At 30.1% G+C, this 20,271-nt stretch carries 15 protein-coding genes and 1 other RNA gene; 9 read left to right on the forward strand and 7 right to left on the reverse strand.

Annotated features, from left to right (window positions below):
* The first annotated feature begins 68 nt into the window (after positions 1–68).
* Positions 69–1,349 carry a fumarylacetoacetase gene (fahA, locus tag ABNT65_RS05050; RefSeq protein ID WP_348706436.1) on the forward strand — a complete coding sequence of 427 codons (1,281 nt, stop codon included), beginning with the start codon at positions 69–71 and terminating at the stop codon, positions 1,347–1,349.
* A 58-nt stretch (positions 1,350–1,407) separates the two neighbouring features.
* On the opposite strand, the gene ABNT65_RS05055 is transcribed toward fahA, so the two are convergent.
* Together ABNT65_RS05055 and ytxJ are read right to left on the reverse strand one after the other, a co-directional pair.
* Complete coding sequence (locus ABNT65_RS05055; RefSeq protein ID WP_348747351.1) at positions 1,408–2,964, reverse strand: DEAD/DEAH box helicase; 1,557 nt, start codon at positions 2,962–2,964, stop codon at positions 1,408–1,410.
* 70 nt (positions 2,965–3,034) lie between these two features.
* On the reverse strand, positions 3,035–3,427 hold the full coding sequence (gene ytxJ / locus ABNT65_RS05060) for a bacillithiol system redox-active protein YtxJ (protein ID WP_348706430.1): 393 nt from the start codon (positions 3,425–3,427) through the stop codon (positions 3,035–3,037).
* Positions 3,428–3,593: 166 nt separating this feature from the next.
* Between ytxJ and clpB the strand changes: the two genes are divergently transcribed.
* The gene (gene clpB, locus ABNT65_RS05065; protein WP_348706427.1) at positions 3,594–6,200 is read left to right on the forward strand and encodes an ATP-dependent chaperone ClpB; all 2,607 of its coding nucleotides are present in this window, start codon (positions 3,594–3,596) and stop codon (positions 6,198–6,200) included.
* Positions 6,201–6,740: 540 nt separating this feature from the next.
* A complete protein-coding gene (locus tag ABNT65_RS05070; protein WP_348706424.1) occupies positions 6,741–8,966 on the forward strand; it encodes an NADP-dependent isocitrate dehydrogenase in 2,226 nt (741 codons plus the stop codon).
* 337 nt (positions 8,967–9,303) lie between these two features.
* On the opposite strand, the gene ABNT65_RS05075 is transcribed toward ABNT65_RS05070, so the two are convergent.
* Positions 9,304–9,852, reverse strand: coding sequence for an outer membrane beta-barrel protein (locus ABNT65_RS05075; protein ID WP_348747352.1), 549 nt, complete (start codon positions 9,850–9,852; stop codon positions 9,304–9,306).
* An 83-nt stretch (positions 9,853–9,935) separates the two neighbouring features.
* On the opposite strand from ABNT65_RS05075, the gene ABNT65_RS05080 reads away from it, so the two are divergent.
* Positions 9,936–10,859, forward strand: a complete 924-nt coding sequence (locus ABNT65_RS05080) for a site-specific tyrosine recombinase (RefSeq protein WP_348739140.1) — start codon at positions 9,936–9,938, stop codon at positions 10,857–10,859.
* A 14-nt stretch (positions 10,860–10,873) separates the two neighbouring features.
* Here the strand turns inward: ABNT65_RS05080 and ffs are convergent.
* An RNA gene (ffs, locus tag ABNT65_RS05085) (signal recognition particle sRNA small type) lies at positions 10,874–10,972 on the reverse strand.
* Between the two features lie 177 nt (positions 10,973–11,149).
* Between ffs and ABNT65_RS05090 the strand changes: the two genes are divergently transcribed.
* The 5 genes from ABNT65_RS05090 (at position 11,150) to ABNT65_RS05110 (ending at position 17,241) form a co-directional block, all read left to right on the forward strand.
* Complete coding sequence (locus ABNT65_RS05090) at positions 11,150–11,671, forward strand: DUF4199 domain-containing protein (RefSeq protein ID WP_348706416.1); 522 nt, start codon at positions 11,150–11,152, stop codon at positions 11,669–11,671.
* A gap of 106 nt (positions 11,672–11,777) precedes the next feature.
* Positions 11,778–12,734 carry a glycosyltransferase family 2 protein gene (locus ABNT65_RS05095; protein ID WP_348706413.1) on the forward strand — a complete coding sequence of 319 codons (957 nt, stop codon included), beginning with the start codon at positions 11,778–11,780 and terminating at the stop codon, positions 12,732–12,734.
* Between the two features lie 34 nt (positions 12,735–12,768).
* On the forward strand, positions 12,769–14,478 hold the full coding sequence (locus ABNT65_RS05100; protein ID WP_348706410.1) for a phospho-sugar mutase: 1,710 nt from the start codon (positions 12,769–12,771) through the stop codon (positions 14,476–14,478).
* Complete coding sequence (locus ABNT65_RS05105) at positions 14,465–16,300, forward strand: ABC transporter ATP-binding protein (RefSeq protein WP_348739145.1); 1,836 nt, start codon at positions 14,465–14,467, stop codon at positions 16,298–16,300. Before ABNT65_RS05100 ends, ABNT65_RS05105 begins: the two co-directional genes overlap by 14 nt.
* The gene (locus tag ABNT65_RS05110) at positions 16,300–17,241 is read left to right on the forward strand and encodes a glycosyl transferase family 90 (protein WP_348739147.1); all 942 of its coding nucleotides are present in this window, start codon (positions 16,300–16,302) and stop codon (positions 17,239–17,241) included. Before ABNT65_RS05105 ends, ABNT65_RS05110 begins: the two co-directional genes overlap by 1 nt.
* Here ABNT65_RS05110 and ABNT65_RS05115 read toward each other — a convergent pair.
* The 3 genes from ABNT65_RS05115 to ABNT65_RS05125 are packed head-to-tail and all read right to left on the reverse strand — an operon-like array spanning position 17,238 to position 20,232.
* On the reverse strand, positions 17,238–18,665 hold the full coding sequence (locus tag ABNT65_RS05115) for a CCA tRNA nucleotidyltransferase (RefSeq protein WP_348747353.1): 1,428 nt from the start codon (positions 18,663–18,665) through the stop codon (positions 17,238–17,240). The two genes, ABNT65_RS05110 and ABNT65_RS05115, sit on opposite strands and share 4 nt — an antisense overlap.
* Positions 18,666–18,669: 4 nt before the next feature.
* Positions 18,670–19,218, reverse strand: coding sequence for an L-threonylcarbamoyladenylate synthase (locus tag ABNT65_RS05120; protein ID WP_348739150.1), 549 nt, complete (start codon positions 19,216–19,218; stop codon positions 18,670–18,672).
* 21 nt (positions 19,219–19,239) lie between these two features.
* Positions 19,240–20,232: a cysteine synthase family protein gene (locus ABNT65_RS05125; RefSeq protein ID WP_348706400.1), complete on the reverse strand. Its 993-nt coding sequence runs from the start codon at positions 20,230–20,232 to the stop codon at positions 19,240–19,242.
* Between the last annotated feature and the right edge of the window lie 39 nt (positions 20,233–20,271).

Genomic DNA, 20,271 nt, shown 5'->3' on the forward strand with positions numbered 1-20,271 from the left:
TATTTTTAACACTAGTCTAAATTGAAAAAAATATGTAGGTTTGATAAAAAATAAAACAATACAATTACATGGAGATAACGGCTAATAACCCTAATAGAAAATCATGGATTTCAGTACATGAAGATTCTGACTTTCCAATTCAAAATATACCTTTTGGTGTTTTTTTAACAAAAGACGATATTATTACCATAGGAACTAGAATAGGTGATTTTGCTATTGACTTAGGTGCTTTACATCAGTTAGGTTATTTTGAAGGTATTCCACTTACTGATGATATTTTCTTACAAGATACTTTAAATGATTTTATTGCTGATGGACGTAAAACATGGCGATTAGTTAGAAATAGAATCGCTGATATTTTTGATGTGACTAATGGAAAGTTAAGAGATAATGCAGATCACAAAGACAAAATAATCTTTAGAATGGATGAGGTTGAAATGCAATTACCAGTTAGTGTTGGTGATTATACTGACTTCTACGCTAGTAAAGAACATGCTACAAATGTTGGATCATTATTTAGAGATCCTGAAAATGCATTACTTCCTAATTGGTTACACATTCCTATTGGTTACCATGGTAGAAGTTCTTCAATAGTACCTTCTGGAACACCTATCCGCCGTCCTATTGGTCAATCTCGACCTGCTGAGGGTTCTAACACTCCTGGTTTTGGCCCTTCAAAATTATTGGATTTTGAGCTAGAAATGGCTTTTATTACAACTGTAGCAAATGACTTAGGTGAAAGAATTCCTATTGAAGAGGCAGAAGATTATATTTTTGGATTAGTCCTATTTAATGACTGGTCTGCTCGTGATATCCAAGCATGGGAATATGTACCTTTAGGACCGTTTTTAGGAAAAAACTTTGCTTCAACAATTTCACCTTGGATTGTTACTTTAGATGCCTTAGAACCTTTTAGAGTTGATAACCCTAAACAAGTACATGAACCTTTACCTTACCTTAAAAAAGAGGGGAAAGATAGTTATGATATCAATTTACAAATGGCTATTAAACCTGAAAACTCAGAAGAAACTGTAGTTTGTAATTCTAATTTCAAATATATGTACTGGACTATGATTCAACAATTAACACATCATACAGTTAATGGTTGTCCAGTTAACGCTGGAGACATGATGGGTAGCGGAACAATTTCTGGTCCTACTAAAGATAGTTTTGGTTCTATGCTTGAATTAACATGGAGAGGTCAAAATCCTTTAAAAATGAAAGATGGTTCTGAACGTAAGTTTATCAATGATAATGACACTGTAATTATGAGAGGATATTCTAAAAACGATAAAGTTCGTATTGGTTTTGGAGAATGTACTGGAAAAATATTACCTGCTGTAGAGTAAGTAATAATTAAAAAAGTTTTATAAAAAAATCCATTTCAAATGAAATGGATTTTTTTATTTATTCCTCTTCTGGAGGTGGATGTCCATGAATTTGTTCATAAACTTCATCAAAGTTAGTACGCAAATACGTATTTAATTTTTTCCTATAATCATCTTGAAGCCAATCAATAAAATTATGCGTGCTTTTACAAATACATTTCGAATATCTATAAATTCGATCATCAATATCGCCTCCTAACTTTTTAGCTAAAATTAACGCATCAAAAACATCTTCACTATTTTCTACACATAGTTTAGCATGGTGTTCTATTGATTTTTCTAAAACTTTTTTTGAAGATTGTCCTGACTGAATTGTTTCTATATATACCTTTTTAACATCAAAATATAAGTCTTCAGATTTTGAAAACTCTGCTTTTACATCGGCAGGTAATTCATATTTAAATTCGCTCTCTATTTCTTCATCAGTCAATAAATTATCTAAATAAAAATTCGGGGCTCTAAACATTTTTTGCCAATCTAAATCTGCTCCCCAAGGCCCAAAACGATGGAAATTATTCCCTAAATCAATAACATTAAAATTTGATTTACCTGGTAAAATACGAGACCCTCTACCAATCATCTGATAATATAAGGTTAACGATTTAGTAGCTCTGTTTAATATAATTGATCTCACAGAAGGTTCATCAAACCCAGTAGTTAAAATACTTACTGAGGTAATAATAGCATTTGGCGTTTTATGAAACCATTTTAAAATAAAATCACGCTCTTTTTTTGTATTCGTATTATCTAAATGTGCTATAGGATACCCAGCCCTTTTAAAAGTATCAAACACATGTAATGATGTATTAATACCATTATTAAAAATTAATGTCTTTGTACCTTTAGCTCTCTCTTCATAAGCTTGTAAAAGCTTAGAAAGCATATCTGTATTGGTATATAAGTCTTCTGATGATTTAACCGTATAATCACCATTAGCACCTACTTCCAATGAGGTTAATCCAACATTATAAGAATAAACACTTGCTTTAGCCAAATATTCATTTTCTATTAAAGATCCAATACTTTCACCAACAATTAATTCATCATAATTGTTTTTCATTGGTAGTTTAATGTTAGAACTTAACGGTGTTGCTGTAACTCCTAAAACAAACGATTTATTAAAGAACTTAAACAACTTAGTAAAGGAATTATAATGGGCTTCATCAATAATTACTAATCCAACATCTGATATATCTAGCATATCATCATTCAGACGATTATTTAATGTTTCAACCATTGCTACAAAACAATCATAGCTTCTTTGATCATCTAGACTGGCTTTACTATCAATTATTTTATTTTCAACACCAAATTCACTCAGCATTCTAGCAGTTTGCTTACAAAGCTCTATACGGTGTGTCATTATTAAAACTTTTTTCTTATAGTGTTTTAAATATTGACGTGTTATTTCTGAGAAAATTACGGTTTTACCTCCACCTGTTGGTAATTGATATAATAAGTGATAATTTTCTGGAGCATTCTCAAAACTTTTAAAAATTTTGTGTAACGCTTCCTTTTGATAATTGTATAAACTTTTACCTACAATCTGCTTAGTCGTCGTTGATTCTTTACTCAATTTTGTATGATTTTGAAGAATACAAAAATACGATCTATTTGAGTAATTTGCAGCAAAAATGGGCTAAAATTTAAAAAGATTTTAGATTAATGCTAGCAATATCATAATGAGAAGCATATGCAATCGCAACACCTTTCTTTATGATTAATAATTGTGGAGACTGATGTAACACTTGATACTTGTACCCTATTTCGTTAGACAGTTCTCGATAATTTAAAAGGTCTAAATAATAAACTTTAAAATCTTTTAAAGCTTCATCAAAGCCTTCTTCAAACCGTTGAATAACCATTCTACTAATACCACAACGAGTAGAATGTTTAAAAATTGCAATAGGCTCATGATTGGAAAGTTTATCTATTTCTTTTAATTGTTCTATTGACTTTAATTGTATCCAATTTACATAAGATTCTTTTTTATTTTCTTCTTTTTTTCCTTCTCCAAAAAGTGATTTAAAAATCCCCATATATTTCTATCTTTTATATATTTTTAATAGTCTATTATTTTGCTAAAACCTTTCACAATGCCAAAAAGTCAGCAAAAACAAACCTTTTAAAGACATTTTGACGTTTTTATTCTTTAATTTTTCAATGGTATTGATTTTGTTTAAAACAAGTAAAAAATACTAGATTATGAATTTTAATAATTTTACAATAAAATCACAAGAAACTATACAACAAGCTCAACAGCTTGCACAAAGTTTACAACACAATCAACTTGAAAACGAACATCTATTTAAAGCTTTACTTTTAGTTGATGAAAACGTTTTACCATTTATTTTAAAAAAACTAAATGTAAATATAACAGTAATTCAACAAGTTTTAGATAAACAAATAGAAAGCTTTTCTAAAGTTTCTGGAGCTGAATTAATGCTATCTAGAGAAGCTTCAAAATCACTTACAGAAGCCTCTGTTATTGCTAAAAAAATGAAAGATGAATATGTTTCAATTGAACATTTAATATTAGCAATTTTTAAATCGAAAAGCTCTATAGCACAAGTTTTAAAAGATCAAGGAGTTACTGAAAAGAGTTTAACTACTGCTATAGAAGAGTTACGTAAAGGAAACAAGGTTACTTCACAAAGCGCGGAAGACACTTATAATTCATTAAATAAATACGCTAAAAACCTGAATCAATTAGCGCAAGACGGAAAATTAGACCCTGTTATTGGAAGAGATGAAGAAATTAGGCGTTTACTACAAATATTATCACGTAGAACTAAAAATAATCCTATTCTTGTTGGCGAGCCTGGAACTGGTAAAACGGCTATTGCAGAAGGTTTAGCTCACAGAATTATAAGAGGTGATGTTCCTGAGAACTTAAAAGATAAACAAATATTTTCTTTAGACATGGGAGCACTTATAGCAGGAGCTAAATACAAAGGAGAGTTTGAAGAACGCTTAAAATCTGTTGTAAAAGAAGTTACAACCTCTGAAGGAGATATTGTTTTATTTATTGATGAAATACACACACTTGTGGGTGCTGGTGGTGGTCAAGGAGCAATGGATGCTGCTAATATTTTAAAACCTGCACTTGCTCGTGGTGAATTAAGAGCTATTGGAGCAACTACTTTAGATGAGTATCAAAAGTATTTTGAAAAAGACAAAGCCCTAGAACGACGTTTTCAAAAGGTTATAGTAGATGAACCTGATACAGAAAGTGCTATTTCTATTCTAAGAGGAATTAAAGATAAATATGAAACTCACCACAAAGTTCGTATAAAGGATGAAGCTATTATTGGTGCCGTGGAATTATCTCAACGCTATATAACTAATCGTTTCTTACCAGACAAGGCTATTGATTTAATGGATGAAGCTGCTTCAAAATTACGAATGGAGATTAATTCTAAACCTGAAGATTTAGATGTTCTAGATCGTAAAATAATGCAGTTGGAAATAGAAATAGAAGCCATTAAACGTGAAAATGATAGTTTAAAATTAAAAGCTCTAAATGCAGATTTAGCGAATTTAAAGGAAGAACGTAATGAAATTAATGCAAAATGGCAATCTGAAAAAAATATAGTTGATAGTATTCAACAACTAAAGTCAGATATAGAGCATTTTAAACTAGAAGCTGAAAAAGCCGAGCGTAATGGTGACTATGGTAAAGTTGCTGAACTACGTTATGGTAAAATTAAAGAAGCCCAAGAAAAATTAGATCAACAACAAACTATTTTAGCAGAACAAAAAGAAAACTCCCTAATAAAAGAAGAAGTTACTTATGACGACATTGCTGAGGTAGTAGCTAAATGGACAGGTATCCCTGTTACAAAAATGCTACAGTCTGAGAAAGAAAAACTATTAAATTTAGAAAATGAACTACACAAACGTGTTGTGGGACAAGAAGAAGCCATCGAAGCTGTTTCTGATGCAGTTCGTCGCTCTAGAGCTGGTTTACAAAACCCTAACAAGCCTATTGGTTCTTTTTTGTTTTTAGGAACCACTGGAGTAGGAAAAACAGAACTAGCCAAAGCCCTTGCCGATTATTTATTTGACGATGAAAATGCTATGACTCGTATAGATATGAGTGAATATCAAGAACGTCATTCAGTTAGCAGATTAGTAGGTGCACCTCCAGGGTATGTAGGATATGATGAAGGTGGGCAATTAACGGAGGCAGTTAGAAGAAAACCTTATTCTGTAGTTTTATTAGATGAAATAGAAAAAGCCCATCCTGATACTTTTAATATTTTATTACAGGTATTAGATGAAGGTAGATTAACCGATAATAAAGGTAGAATAGCCGATTTTAAAAATACAATTATAATTATGACTTCAAATATGGGAAGCCATATTATTCAAGAAAAGTTTGAAAACTTGAAAAATGATGTTGAAACCACCATGGAATTAGCTAAAACTGAAGTTCTAGGTTTATTAAAACAAAGTGTTCGCCCCGAGTTTTTAAATAGAATTGATGATATTATTATGTTTACTCCATTATCAAAAAATAATATTAAAAATATTGTTCAATTACAATTAAATAATGTGAAAAAGATGATAGAAAAACAAAATATAACTATTGATGCTACTGAGGAAGCTATCCTATATTTAGCTAAAAAGGGCTATCAACCTGAATTTGGTGCTCGCCCAGTAAAACGTGTTATTCAAAAGGAACTATTAAATACTTTATCCAAAGAAATTTTATCTGGTAAAGTAACTACAGACAGTATTATTTTATTAGATGCTTTTGATGAAAAATTAGTTTTTAGGAATCAATCTGAATTAATTAAGAAAGCATGATAGTAATCAAGAAAATTAAAACTAGTTATCAACAATTGTTAGCAACACTAGTTGATAACATGTTGATTACAAACACTTTAATTATTTTATTTTTACCGTTAATTACCATTATCTTTGTGTAAAGATCTTTTAAATATAGATTTATTAAGTAATTTTGTATACTAATTCTTTGTTAGAGAAAAAATTACAATAATACGTTAAAACATAGCTTATGATTAATGCATTGATTGTAGTTTTAGTAGAAATAATAGTTATTGAATTAATGAATACAACTTACTTAAAAGCAAAAGCCTTACAACTTTTGCCGGTAAGAGTTACTGTTTTTTAACTAAAAAATAGTTAACTACTACCAAGGAAGCCATATTAATAAAATTATTTGTTGATATGGCTTTTACTTTTAATAACATTTTCACTATTATCTTTTGATTATTTATTAATATCACAATTATAATCGCTTATTAATAAGAATTTACTACTAAAAATTCCAGCAGATATTCATAAATTTGCCTGACTTCAAAATAATAAATTTAATTTATACTTATGACTAAGATGGCTAAAATTATGTATACAAAAACGGATGAAGCTCCTGCTTTAGCTACACGTTCGTTTTTACCTATTGTAAAAGCTTTTACAAAATCTTCAAATATCACCATAGAAACTAAAGATATTTCTTTGGCTGGTCGTATTCTTGCTAACTTTTCAGATTATTTAACAGAAGAACAACGCGTAGAAGACACGCTAGCTTTTTTAGGTGAATTAGCAAAGAAACCAGAAGCTAACATTATTAAATTACCTAATATCTCAGCTTCAGTACCGCAATTAAAAGCTGCTATAAAAGAATTACAAACTTTAGGGTACGCATTACCAGACTATCCAGAAGAAGTTATTAATGATGAAGACAAAGCCATTTTAGCTCGCTATAACAAAGTTAAAGGGTCTGCAGTAAACCCTGTATTACGTGAAGGAAATTCAGATCGTCGTGCTCCAAAAGCCGTAAAGAATTACGCCAAGAAAAACCCTCATTCTATGGGTGTATGGAATTCAGATTCTAAAACCCATGTAGCTACAATGGATGACGGAGACTTTGCCCATAATGAAAAGTCAACAACACTTGAATATGCTACAGACGTCAAGATTGTTCATATCGATTCAAATGAAAACACTACAACACTTAAAGAAAAAGTTTCCCTATTAGAAGGTGAAGTAATTGACGCTTCTGTTATGAATAAAAAGAAGTTAATTACATTTTTAGAAGAGCAAGTTAAAGATGCTAAAGACAAAAACGTGTTATTTTCATTACACATGAAAGCCACTATGATGAAAGTATCTGATCCTATTATTTTTGGACATGCCGTTAAAGTATTCTTCAAAGATCTATTCACTAAGCATGGTAAAACTTTTGAAGAAATTGGTGTTGATGTAAATAATGGTTTTGGAAATTTATTAAGCAACTTAAACGAACTTTCTAACGACAAAAAAGCTGAGATCCTTACAGATATTGAAGAAATATATGCTAATAACCCAGATTTAGCAATGGTTAATTCCGATAAAGGAATCACCAACCTACATGTTCCATCTGATGTAATCATTGACGCTTCTATGCCAGCTATGATTCGTACTTCAGGGCAAATGTGGAATAAAGAAGGTAATACTCAAGACACTAAAGCTGTAATTCCTGATAGTTCTTATGCTGGTCTATACCAAGAAACCATAGATTTCTGTAAAAAACATGGAGCTTTTGATCCTACTACAATGGGAACCGTACCTAATGTTGGCTTAATGGCTCAGAAAGCTGAAGAATATGGATCACATGACAAAACTTTTCAAATTTCTTCCAATGGAAAAGTTCAAGTAATTGACGCTGAAAACAATATTTTACTTGAACATAATGTTGAAGAAGGTGATATATGGAGAATGTGTCAAACTAAAGATGCTCCAATCCAAGATTGGGTAAAATTAGCTGTAACTAGGGCTAAGGCTACTGGAGCTCCTGCTGTTTTTTGGCTAGGAAAAAATAGAGCTCACGATGCTGAAATTATTAAAAAAGTAGAAAAATACCTACCTAATCACGATACTACTGGTTTAGAAATAAAAATATTATCTCCTGTTGATGCTACTAAATATACCTTAGAAAGAGTCAAAGATGGTAAGGATACTATTTCTGTTACAGGAAATGTATTACGTGACTACTTAACTGACTTATTCCCTATTCTTGAGTTAGGAACTTCTGCTAAAATGCTATCAATCGTTCCTTTAATGAATGGAGGTGGTTTATTTGAAACTGGTGCTGGTGGTTCTGCTCCTAAACATGTACAACAATTAACTGAAGAAAACCACTTACGTTGGGATTCTTTAGGTGAATTTTTAGCTTTAGCTGTATCTTTAGAACACTTAGGTGAAGTTAATAGTAATAAAAAAGCACTAATATTAGCAGAAGCTCTAGACGAGGCTACTGACAAATTATTAGACAACAGAAAAGGACCTTCAAGAAAGACTGGTGAGTTAGACAATAGAGGTTCTCATTTCTACCTAGCCATGTATTGGGCGCAAGCATTAGCCAATCAGGATAAAGACAATGAACTTAAATCAGAATTCACTTCTATAGCTGAAAAAATGACTAGTAGTGAAAAAAATATTGTTGAAGAGTTAAATAAAGTGCAAGGAGTTCCTGCTGAAATAGGTGGATATTACGAACCTAATGACAAATTAGCAGACTCTATTATGAGACCTAGTAAAACATTAAACACTATTTTAGAAAGTATCTAAGAATAACGAAATTATTATCTTTATAAAAACTCTGAGAAAATAATCTCAGAGTTTTTTATTTTTACTCCACTTATTAAGCAAGGACTCAACTCAACCTTATAATTTGTTTATGCAATTAGTACTGAACATGTATAACACAAAAGAATTAACTCTAAGCAACCTAAAAAGTCTATTTAAAATCCATTCTGTAAGCTAAAAGTCTTTCCTTTTCTTAAATAAAACCAGTAACATAAACTCTTTAACTCAATTATAATTAGCAGTTTAAACAAAAAAGTAGCAATAAAAAAAAGCTGCTCTATTTAAAGAACAGCTTTTAAAAAGTATGTAATATTATTTATTATAATCCGAACATAACTCCTAAACCAATGTTTGATGCAGTACTTCCATCAGTTGAAACTCCTGAGTAAGTAGCTTGAATCATGATTTTTTCTGCTACATTATAACCTACCATTGGTCTGTAATAAAAACCACCATTGTTTGCACTTGGACTAATACCTATAGCATATCCTAAATCAGCCCCTAATACAAATGCTTCAGAAACATTATACCTAGCAGCAGCAGCGATAGGCATATAAGAAGAATCTCCACTAACTCCTAAAGATTCAGTTAATTGGTTTACTAAACCATTTAACAAACCTCCTAAATTTCCACCTACGTTAGTATCAAGATCTTTACCAAAGAAATAGTTGTAAGATACAGATGGTCCTACTTTAAAGTCATCAGAAACTTCAAATAAATAGTTAACTTCTGCTCCTAAAACAAAAGAACTAACATCTCCAGTAGTTCCGATTGGTAAACCAAAGTTAGCTCCAACATTAAATTGACCGTCTTGTGCATTCATAGCAAATCCAAATGCCATCATAGCAACTAATAAAAGTTTTTTCATAATTTTAAATTTTGTAATTAAATATTTGTGGGGCAAATGTAACTTTATTTTTTCATATTTGAACTTTTTATAAAAAAAATAACATGAACTGGCAACAAGCTATTAAAGACTATATTTATTATCTTAAAATTGAGCGAGGCCTCGCTAAGAATTCTATTGAGAGCTATCAAAGAGATTTAAAAAAATTACAAATACATATTGAATCATCAGAAAACACCCCTACTCCAATTATAATATCTTCTAGTATATTAAAAGAATTCATTTATGATACTAGCAAAAAAATTACAGCTCGAAGCCAAGCTAGATTAATCTCAAGCCTAAGAGGTTTTTTTGATTTTTTAATTTTTGAAGATTACAGAAAAGATAACCCCATGGACTTAATTGAAAGCCCCAACATTGGAAAAAAACTACCAGATACCATAAGTAAAGAAGAGGTAGATAATTTAATAGCAGCTATAGACTTAAGTCACCCTCAAGGAGAAAGAAATAAAACTATTATTGAAACCATATATAGTTGTGGATTAAGAGTTAGTGAAACTATCAACCTAAAACTTTCTGATTTATTTTTTGAAGATGAATATATAAGAATACTTGGAAAAGGAAATAAATATCGTTTTGTTCCAATTCATACTACTACTATTAAAAGGCTAGAATTTTATATTAATGAAATTCGTTCTTCTATTACTCCTAAAAAAGAAGATGAAGATATTCTGTTTTTAAACAGAAGAGGAAATCGTTTAACTAGACAAATGATTTTTATAATTTTAAAGAATTTAGCAGCTAAAATTAATTTATCTAAAAAAATTGGCCCGCATACTTTGCGTCATTCTTTTGCTACTTACCTACTTCAAAATGGTGCAGATCTTAGAGTTATTCAACAGTTATTAGGTCATGAAAGCATTACTACAACTGAGATTTATGTACATGTAGATAAAGAATATTTAAAAAGTATTGTTTTAAATTACCACCCAAGAAGTGAGATGTTTAAGAGTAAAAACAAAAGGTAACTTTATTATACAAAAAATGGCAAGCTACCTACATCACACTGCTACAACCTAATACCCTTGCTGCGTTCCCGCCCTGGGGGATTCAAAGGGAGCTAGTTGTGTAGAACTTGCCGAGGCAAATTTACAGCCTTTTTTTCATAAAAAATAATAAAATTTACATAAAATTAATGTAACATTTATAAGTTTTTGAATACTAACATCTTGTTGTCGCATTTTTTTGCCTAACATTTTTTAGGCATGCTATGTACTACAAAAAAGAATATATTTGTATAACTAACTAATTTAACACAATGGAAAATCAAACAAACAACAAGAGTATTATTTTAAATTATGGTCTAATTCTAGGTTTCATCTCTATCCTTCCAGGAATAGTAAAATACGCTATAGGAGGAGATTTTTTAGAAGAAGATATGGTAACTGGCTCAATAGGAATAATAGCAAGCATTGCACTTGTTGTTCTGGCTATTAAAAAGTGTAAGTCAAATAATAATGGTTTTTTAAGTTGGGGAGAAGGCTTAAAAATAGGTATGGGTGTTGTAGTTATAAGTATGATTATAAGTTTATGCTATTTGTTAATTTTCACCAATCTTATAGAACCAAACTTCAAACAATTAGCCATTGAAAAAACCGAACAACAATGGATTGAATCTGGTATGAGCGATGAACAGATAGAAATATCTAGAGATATGGTAAGTAAATATTTTAATTTATCGCTTTTTGGAAGTATAGTAATCATGAGTCTATTTTTTGGATTTATAATTTCAGCTATATCAAGTGCTATAATGAAAAAAACAGAAGAGACTGATTTTTAATATCTTTTTGAAAAGACTTAAAAGGAGAAATTAACATCTATTTATGAGTATTAATTAACTAGTAGTTTGTAAATTTACAAACTTTTAATTTTTGCAAATAAAAAATATGAATATATCGGTAGTAATACCACTTCTTAACGAGGAAGAATCTTTACAAGAATTACATGATTGGATTGCAAAAGTTATGCAGTCCAATCAGTTTTTATACGAAATAATTTTTATTGATGATGGAAGTACTGATAAATCTTGGGAAATAATTCAAAAGCTATCATCTAATAACAGCTCTGTTAAAGGAATTCAATTTCAAAGAAATTATGGAAAGTCGCAAGCATTAGACGCTGGTTTTGGAATAGCTCATGGTTCTGTTGTTATAACTATGGATGCAGATTTACAAGATAGCCCTGATGAAATCCCTGAATTATACAACTTAATAATAAAAGAAGATTTCGATTTAATTTCTGGATGGAAAAAAAAGAGATACGACAATGTATTAACAAAAAACATACCTTCAAAACTTTTTAACTGGGCAGCAAGAAAAACGTCTGGACTTACATTACATGATTTTAATTGTGGATTAAAAGCCTATAAAAACGAAGTAATTAAAACGGTAAAGGTTAGCGGTGAAATGCATCGGTATATACCTGTTTTAGCAAAAAATGAAGGTTTTAACAAAATAGGTGAAAAAGTGGTTCAGCACCAAGCAAGAAAGTATGGTGTTACTAAATTTGGTATTGATAGATTTATTAATGGTTTTTTAGATTTAATAACTATTTCTTTTCTTTCTAAATTTGGAAAAAGACCTATGCATTTTTTTGGTTTGTTTGGAACCTTAATGTTTTTATTTGGTTTTTTATCTGCTTTTTATATTGGTTTTATGAAAATTTACCGTCTATCATTTGGTATTAAAACTATTCTTATTACTAGTAATCCTTGGTTTTATATAGCATTAACTTCTATGATTTTAGGTACACTGTTATTTTTAGCTGGTTTTTTAGGTGAATTAATCATAAAGATGTCTCCGCAACAAAAACATTACAAAATAAAAAATAAGCTAAACTTATAAAGTTGTACTTTTATAAATAATATCAAAATTATAAATGAAAAATATAATTGAAAAAGCGCAAATGTGGCTTTCAAATGCATTTGACACTAAAACGAATAAAGAAATTCAACAGTTGTTGGATGAAAACAATTTAGACGATTTAAACGATCGTTTTTATAAAGATCTTGAATTTGGAACTGGTGGAATGAGGGGTATTGTAGGTGCAGGATCTAATAGAATTAACAAGTACACATTAGGGAAAGCAACTCAAGGTTTAAGTAATTATTTATACAAAACTTTTCCTAAAAAAGAATTGAAAGTAGCTATTGGTTATGATTGTAGACATGACAGCAAATGGTTAGCTAAAGTTGTTGCAGATGTTTTATCTGCAAATGACATTAATGTATATCTCTTTGAAGATTTACGTCCTACTCCAGAACTATCTTTTGCTGTTAATTACCTTAGTTGTGATGTAGGTATTGTTTTAACTGCCTCTCATAATCCTCCTGAGTATAATGGGTATAAAGTTTATTGGAATGATGGTGGTCAAATTGTACCTCCTCATGATTCTGGCATTATAAATGAAGTAAACTCTTTAAATTATGATGCCATTAATTTTTCAGCTAAAGAAGAATTAATTCATTCTATAGGAAGTGAAATAGATGAAGCCTTTTGGATATCTTCTCTTGAAAATGGTACTTTCAATGTAAAAGGGAGAGAAGATTTAAAGATTGTATTTACCTCTCTACATGGAACATCTATTAAGTTAATTCCTGAAGTTTTAAAAAGAGCTGGATATTCACAAGTTCACATTGTTGAAGAACAAGCTGAACCTAATGGTAGTTTTCCTACTGTTGAGTCTCCTAATCCTGAAGAACCTGCTGCTTTAAAAATGGCTATGGATTTAGCTACAAAAATTGATGCAGATATCGTTTTAGGTACCGACCCAGATTCTGATAGAATTGGAGTGGCTGTTAAAGATATGGAAGGTAAAGTTAAGTTGCTAAATGGAAATCAGACTATGAGTGTTATGACAGATTTCCTTATTAAAAACTGGCAAACTCAAAATAAATTAAATGGAAATCAATTTATAGGTTCAACTATTGTTTCTACTAATTTAGTTAATGAAATAGCTGATAGTTATGGTGTTGAAACCAAAATTGGTTTAACTGGTTTTAAGTGGATTGCTAAGATGATTAAAGATTTCCCTCATTTAGATTTTATAGGTGGCGGAGAAGAAAGTTTTGGTTATATGGTAAGTGACTTTGTTAGAGATAAAGATGCCGTTACCTCTGCCCTACTTGCTTGTGAAATTGCTAGTGCCGCTAAAGCTGATAATAGTTCTTTTTATAAAGAATTATTAAACCTATACGCTAAACATCACTTTTATAAAGAACATCTTATATCTATTGTTAAAAAAGGAATGGATGGAGCTGAACAAATAAAGCAAATGATGTCTGATTTACGTGAAAATCCTTTAACTGAAATTGATGGTTCTAAAGTTATATTTGTTTGTGATTATAAATCTTCTATTCAAAAAAATCTTTTAACTAATGAAGAAATAACATTAGACATCCCTAAATCCAATGTATTAATTTACCATACAGAAGATGGAACAAAAGTAGCAGCTAGACCAAGTGGTACTGAACCTAAAATCAAATTTTATTTTAGTGTCAAATCTAAATTAGATTCAATCTCAAAAGCAAAAATAACGGAAGATGATTTAGACGCTAAAATTCAACGAATTATTAATGAATTATTTTAAACGTTTTTTTAAATACGCAAAACCCTATAAAACATTAGGTGTTTTAACTATAATACTCAATGTATTGTATGCATTATTTACAACATTGTCTTATGTTATATTAATGCCTACTCTGAGTATTTTATTTGGAGAAACTCCTAAAGTTTATAAAAAACCAAACTTCATAAGTCTTTCTGAATCTTTAAATAAAGAATATTTAGGAGACTTTCTAAATTACTATGTAACTTATACTAATGAAAATTCAGGTCCTGAACAAACACTTTTATATGTAGTTATAGCGGTAGTTTTTGTTTTTTTGCTTAAAAATATTTTTAGCTACCTTGGTCAACTATCTATGGTGTTTTTGAAAAACAACATCATTACAGATTTAAGAGGTATTGTTTATAAAAAAATAATTTCATTACCACTTTCATTTTATTCTGAAAAAAATAAAGGAGATATAATTAATAGAGTCACTGGTGATCTTGGAGTGATAAATGAATCTTATTTAAACATTTCTATAACGTTTATTAGAGAACCTTTAAATATTGTTTTCACACTGTTTTTTATGATAAGTACAAGTTGGGAGCTCTCTATTTTTATTTTTACCTTTATTCCTGTATCTGGACTGGTCATATCTCTAATCAGTAAAAAAATTAAGCAACAATCAGGAGTCATTTTTAGAAAAATAGGAAGTATTTTAGGTATTTTAGAAGAAAGTATTTCTGGGTTAAAAATTATAAAAGCATTTAATGCTGAAAGTCTATTTGCATCAAAGTTTAACAATCAGGTGGAAGAAATTAGGCTTCTATCTAATAAAATGAGTAAAAAAGAGGTTATGGCCAGCCCAATGAGTGAATTTCTTGGAATATTAACCATAGCTGGTTTACTTTGGTATGGTGGTAAAATGGTATTAATAGACAAAACTTTAATGGGTGGTACCTTTATTGGTTTTATGGCAGCTGCTTATAATATACTTACACCTGCTAAAGCTATTGCTAAAGCCAATAATATTATTAAAATAGGTAATGCTGCTGCACAACGTTTCTTTGAAATTATAGACGCCAAAAATAATTTAGAAGACATACCTCAAGCTAAAGAATTAAGCACTTTTGAAGATAAAATAGAGTTTAAAAATATTTCTTTTAAATATGAGAACACTTATGTTTTAAAAGATTTTTCTTTAACAATACCTAAAGGAAAAACAGTTGCTTTAGTCGGGCAATCTGGTAGTGGTAAATCTACTTTAGCTAATTTAATCACTCGTTTTTACGATGTCAATGAAGGTGCTATTTTTGTTGACGGACATAATATTAAGGAGGTTTCGAAAACTTCTTTACGTTCCTTAATGGGGATTGTTTCTCAAAATTCAACATTATTTAATGATACAATATCTAACAATATCTCCTTAAGTAACCGTAATGCTTCAGAAAATGAAATAGAAAAAGCTGCTAAAGTAGCTAATGCTTATGAATTTATTAATGATTTAGAAGAAGGGTATAATACAATCGTTGGGGATGGCGGGAATTCTGTTTCTGGTGGTCAAAAACAAAGAATAGCCATAGCACGTGCTGTATTAAAAAACCCACCTATTATGATTTTAGATGAAGCAACATCTGCCTTAGATACTGAATCTGAACAAATAGTTCAGGTTGCTTTAGAAAAAATGATGGAAAAAAGTAGAACTTCTTTAATTATTGCCCATCGTTTGTCTACAATTCAAAAAGCAGATTTAATTGTTGTTATGAAGAAAGGAAAAATTATTGAGCAAGGTAAACACCAAGAGTTAATGAAAGAAAAAGGTGAGTATTTTAAACTTGTAACTATGCAATCATTTGAGTAATGAGCAATTTTATTGAAAACATTAAGAGACAAAAATTTTATTATTATACAACTAATATTATAAAAAATTTAATTCCTTATAAATTTTATAGATTTCAATTAAAAAATAGGTTATCAAAAAATGAAAAGCAAATTAACCAAAGGTTACAATACTGTATATCTCCAAAGGCTATAAGTAAACCTAAAGCCAACTGGGTTATATTAAAAAATTTTAAACGTCCTAAAAAAGGAAGCATGTACTTTTTTGACTTAGTAAAATATACTCGATATTTTCCTACTAACAAAAGTATTAAGTACAAATTTGGTGACGTAACTGAAAACTTTGACGAACCAACAATTGTTAAAAGTAGACCTATTGATCATAATGGGAATTCTGTTTTAATGAAACTTGACGCTTTGAGACATTTTCATTTTATTAAAGATAAAAAAAGTTTTGATCAAAAAAATGATCATATTGTTTGGCGTGGAGAAATACACAAAGAAAACAGACGTTTATTAGTAGAAAAGTTTCACGATCACCCTTTATGCAACATTGGACAAGTAAGTAAACATAATTGGTATCCTGAACATTGGAAAAAAGACTTTTTAACCATTAATCAACAACTAGAATATAAGTTTGTCTTATCTATCGAAGGACTTGATGTAGCAACCAACCTTAAATGGATTATGTCTTCTAATTCTTTATGTTTTATGCCTAAACCTAAATTTGAAACTTGGTTTATGGAAGGGTTATTAATAGCTAACCATCACTATGTACTCATCAAAGATGATTACTCAGATTTGATGGAAAAAAGAGATTATTACCTACAAAACAAGAAAGAAGCTCTTTATATTATTGAAAATGCTAACAAATGGGTTGAACAGTTCAAGGATAAAGAAAATGAAAAAAAGTTATCTCTATTAGTATTAAATAAATATTTTGAACAAACTGGTCAAAACTAATTTGAAACAACTTCTAAGCCAAGTTTTTTTCCTTTTTTAAGCATATAGTCAAAAGACGCTTGGTACTCATTTGGTATTTCACCATCTAGAATAGCTTCTTTTATAGCTTCTTTTATTTGACCAATTTCCTTACAAGGCTTTAAGTTGAATGTTTTCATAATTTCTTCCCCAGATATTGGAGGTTGAAAATTACGTATTCTATCTCTTTCCTCTACCTCCTTAATTTTTCGTCTAACAAGTTCAAAGTTTTTATGGTAACGTTTAAATTTTTTAGGATTTTTAGTAGTAATATCTGCTTCACAAAGATTCATTAAACTATCAACGTCTTCACCTGCATCAAAAATTAATCTACGTACAGCAGAATCGGTAACTTCACTAGCCAATACTATAGGACGAGAACTTAATAAAACCATTTTTTGAACAAATTTCATTCTATTGTTAAGAGGCATTTTTAAACGCTTAAATAACTTAAACACCATTTTTGCCCCTACAAATTCATGCGAATGAAATGTCCACCCCACTTTAGGATGGTATTTTTTTGTAGGTGCTTTACCAATATCATGTAATAAAGCAGCCCAACGTAACCATACATCTTCTGTTGTTTTTGCTATATTATCTACCACCTCTAATGTATGATAAAAATTATCTTTGTGTTTTTGTCCTTCTACTTCCTCTACTCCTTTTAAAGCCGTTAATTCAGGGATCAAACGTTTTAACAACCCCGTTTTTTCCATATGAAAAAAACCTATAGAAGGTATTGGAGATGCTAAAATTTTATTAATCTCAACAACTATTCTTTCTCTAGTTATAATATCAATTCTTGCAGCATTTCTTGTGATAGCTTCTAAAGAAGATTTTTCAATCTCAAAATTTAATTGCGTTGCAAAACGAATAGCTCTCATCATTCGTAAAGGGTCATCTGAATAAGTAATATCAGGATTTAATGGAGTTTTTATCGTTTTTTGATCTAAATCTAACAAACCATTAAAAGGATCTAATAATTTACCCCAATTATGAGTATTTAAACTTAATGCTAAAGCATTAATCGTAAAATCTCTTCTGTTTTGATCATCTTCAAGTGTACCATTAGAAACTTTAGGGTTTCTACTATCTTCCGTATAAGACTCTTTTCTTGCTCCAACAAACTCGACTTCAATCTCCTTATAACGTAACATTGCAGTTCCATACGTTTTAAAAATCTGAACTTTAGGTTTGTTTGGTAATAACTCCGCTACCTTTTCAGCTAGCTCAATACCACTTCCTACAGCAACTACATCAATATCTTTAGCATTTCCTCTTTTTAATATAAAGTCTCTTACAAAACCACCTATTACATAACTATCTATGCCTAACGCTTCAGTTGCTTGGTTTATGTACTTAAAAATATCTAACGTTATTGCTTCTTTAAAATAGTATTCTTGCATGAAATTATTCTCTTATCACTATTACATCTTCTCCATCAATCTTTAATATAGTTGATGATTTTACAGACTCCTTATTTTGATACAAATTTACCACATAATCTACATTATTTAAAATAGCTTTACTAATTTCCAAAAAACTTTTTGGAGTTGGTTCTCCACTAATATTTGCAGAAGTAGATACAATAGGCTTTCCAAATTGCTTTATTAAGTTTTGACAAAATTCATTTTGAACAATTCTTATCGCAATAGTATTGTCTTTAGCAATAGTATTTGAGGCTAATTTTTTAGGTTTATTATAAATAATTGTTGTTGGGTTTTCTCTTTCTCTTAGAATATGTATTGCTTTTTGTGGTATATCATCTACATATTCTTTTAACATTTCAATAGAGTCTACTAAAATTATTAAACTTTTAGACTCTTCTCTTTTTTTTAGTTTATATACTTTTTTTACAGCTTCTTCTGAAGTTGCATCACAACCAATTCCCCAAACTGTATCTGTAGGATAAAGAATTACATCTAATTTTTTTAGTGCTTTTACTACCTCCTCAATCATATCAGTAAAACATTATAAGATTTACAAAAAACCTTGTGATTTCATCCAATTATCAGAATATATCTTATTCATATAACGAGAGCCATGGTCTGGTAATATAATTACAACTACACTATCTACATCAAAATAACCTTTAGCAGCATATTGAGATACTCCCTGTAAAACAGCTCCCGAAGTATAACCAGCAAATATCCCTTCTGTTTTCACCAATTCTCTTGCTTTCAAAGCGGATTCTTTATCAGCTACTTTTTCATAAATATCAACAACATCAAAATCTGTGGAAGTAGGAATTAAGTTTTTCCCTAAACCTTCAATTTTATATGGACTTATTTCTTTTGAATCAAACTCTCCAGTTTCATGATATTTTTTAATCACTGACCCAATAGCATCTACTCCTAAAATCTTTATGTCAGGGTTTTGTTCTTTTAAATATTGTCCAGTTCCAGAAATGGTTCCTCCTGTGCCGCTTGCTGCTACCACATGCGTTACCTTTCCTTCAGTCTGTTTCCATATTTCTGGCCCAGTACTTTCATAATGGGCTTCAATATTCAATTCGTTAAAATATTGATTGATATATATAGAACCAGGGTTTTCTTTATGCAATCGTTTAGCTACCTCATAGTAAGACCTAGGATCATCAGCAGCCACATTTGCTGGACAAATATGAACTTCTGCTCCCATTGCCTTAAGCATATCTATTTTATCTTGAGATGATTTATCACTTACTGCCAAAATGCATCTATATCCTTTAACAATGCTAATCATAGCTAAAGAAAAACCTGTATTACCAGAAGTAGTTTCTACAATAATATCACCTCTTTTTACAATTCCTTTTTTTTCTGCAGTTTCAATTATATGTAAAGCTATTCTATCTTTAGCCGAATGACCTGGATTAAAAGCCTCTATTTTTGCGTAAAATTTCCCTGGTAATTCTTTAGTTATTTCATGTAGTTTTACTAATGGGGTTTCTCCTACTAAGTCTAGAATAGTGTTGGTTATACCAGTGTGTCTCATTCTCATTATAATATAAAAGGCGTCATTGTGAGAAAAATA

Source organism: Tenacibaculum sp. 190524A02b (assembly GCF_964036645.1).
GTDB classification, from domain to species: Bacteria; Bacteroidota; Bacteroidia; order Flavobacteriales; family Flavobacteriaceae; genus Polaribacter; species Polaribacter vairaonense.

Excerpts from the sequence above, each read along its gene's own strand:
- fahA (WP_348706436.1), top strand. The coding sequence starts at position 69 with ATGGAGATAACGGCTAATAACCCTAATAGAAAATCATGGATTTCAGTA.
- ytxJ (WP_348706430.1), bottom strand. The coding sequence starts at position 3,427 with ATGGGGATTTTTAAATCACTTTTTGGAGAAGGAAAAAAAGAAGAAAAT.
- clpB (WP_348706427.1), top strand. The coding sequence starts at position 3,594 with ATGAATTTTAATAATTTTACAATAAAATCACAAGAAACTATACAACAA.
- ABNT65_RS05070 (WP_348706424.1), top strand. The coding sequence starts at position 6,741 with ATGACTAAGATGGCTAAAATTATGTATACAAAAACGGATGAAGCTCCT.
- ABNT65_RS05075 (WP_348747352.1), bottom strand. The coding sequence starts at position 9,852 with ATGAAAAAACTTTTATTAGTTGCTATGATGGCATTTGGATTTGCTATG.
- ABNT65_RS05080 (WP_348739140.1), top strand. The coding sequence starts at position 9,936 with ATGAACTGGCAACAAGCTATTAAAGACTATATTTATTATCTTAAAATT.
- ABNT65_RS05090 (WP_348706416.1), top strand. The coding sequence starts at position 11,150 with ATGGAAAATCAAACAAACAACAAGAGTATTATTTTAAATTATGGTCTA.
- ABNT65_RS05095 (WP_348706413.1), top strand. The coding sequence starts at position 11,778 with ATGAATATATCGGTAGTAATACCACTTCTTAACGAGGAAGAATCTTTA.
- ABNT65_RS05100 (WP_348706410.1), top strand. The coding sequence starts at position 12,769 with ATGAAAAATATAATTGAAAAAGCGCAAATGTGGCTTTCAAATGCATTT.
- ABNT65_RS05105 (WP_348739145.1), top strand. The coding sequence starts at position 14,465 with ATGAATTATTTTAAACGTTTTTTTAAATACGCAAAACCCTATAAAACA.
- ABNT65_RS05110 (WP_348739147.1), top strand. The coding sequence starts at position 16,300 with ATGAGCAATTTTATTGAAAACATTAAGAGACAAAAATTTTATTATTAT.
- ABNT65_RS05115 (WP_348747353.1), bottom strand. The coding sequence starts at position 18,665 with ATGCAAGAATACTATTTTAAAGAAGCAATAACGTTAGATATTTTTAAG.
- ABNT65_RS05120 (WP_348739150.1), bottom strand. The coding sequence starts at position 19,218 with ATGATTGAGGAGGTAGTAAAAGCACTAAAAAAATTAGATGTAATTCTT.
- ABNT65_RS05125 (WP_348706400.1), bottom strand. The coding sequence starts at position 20,232 with ATGAGACACACTGGTATAACCAACACTATTCTAGACTTAGTAGGAGAA.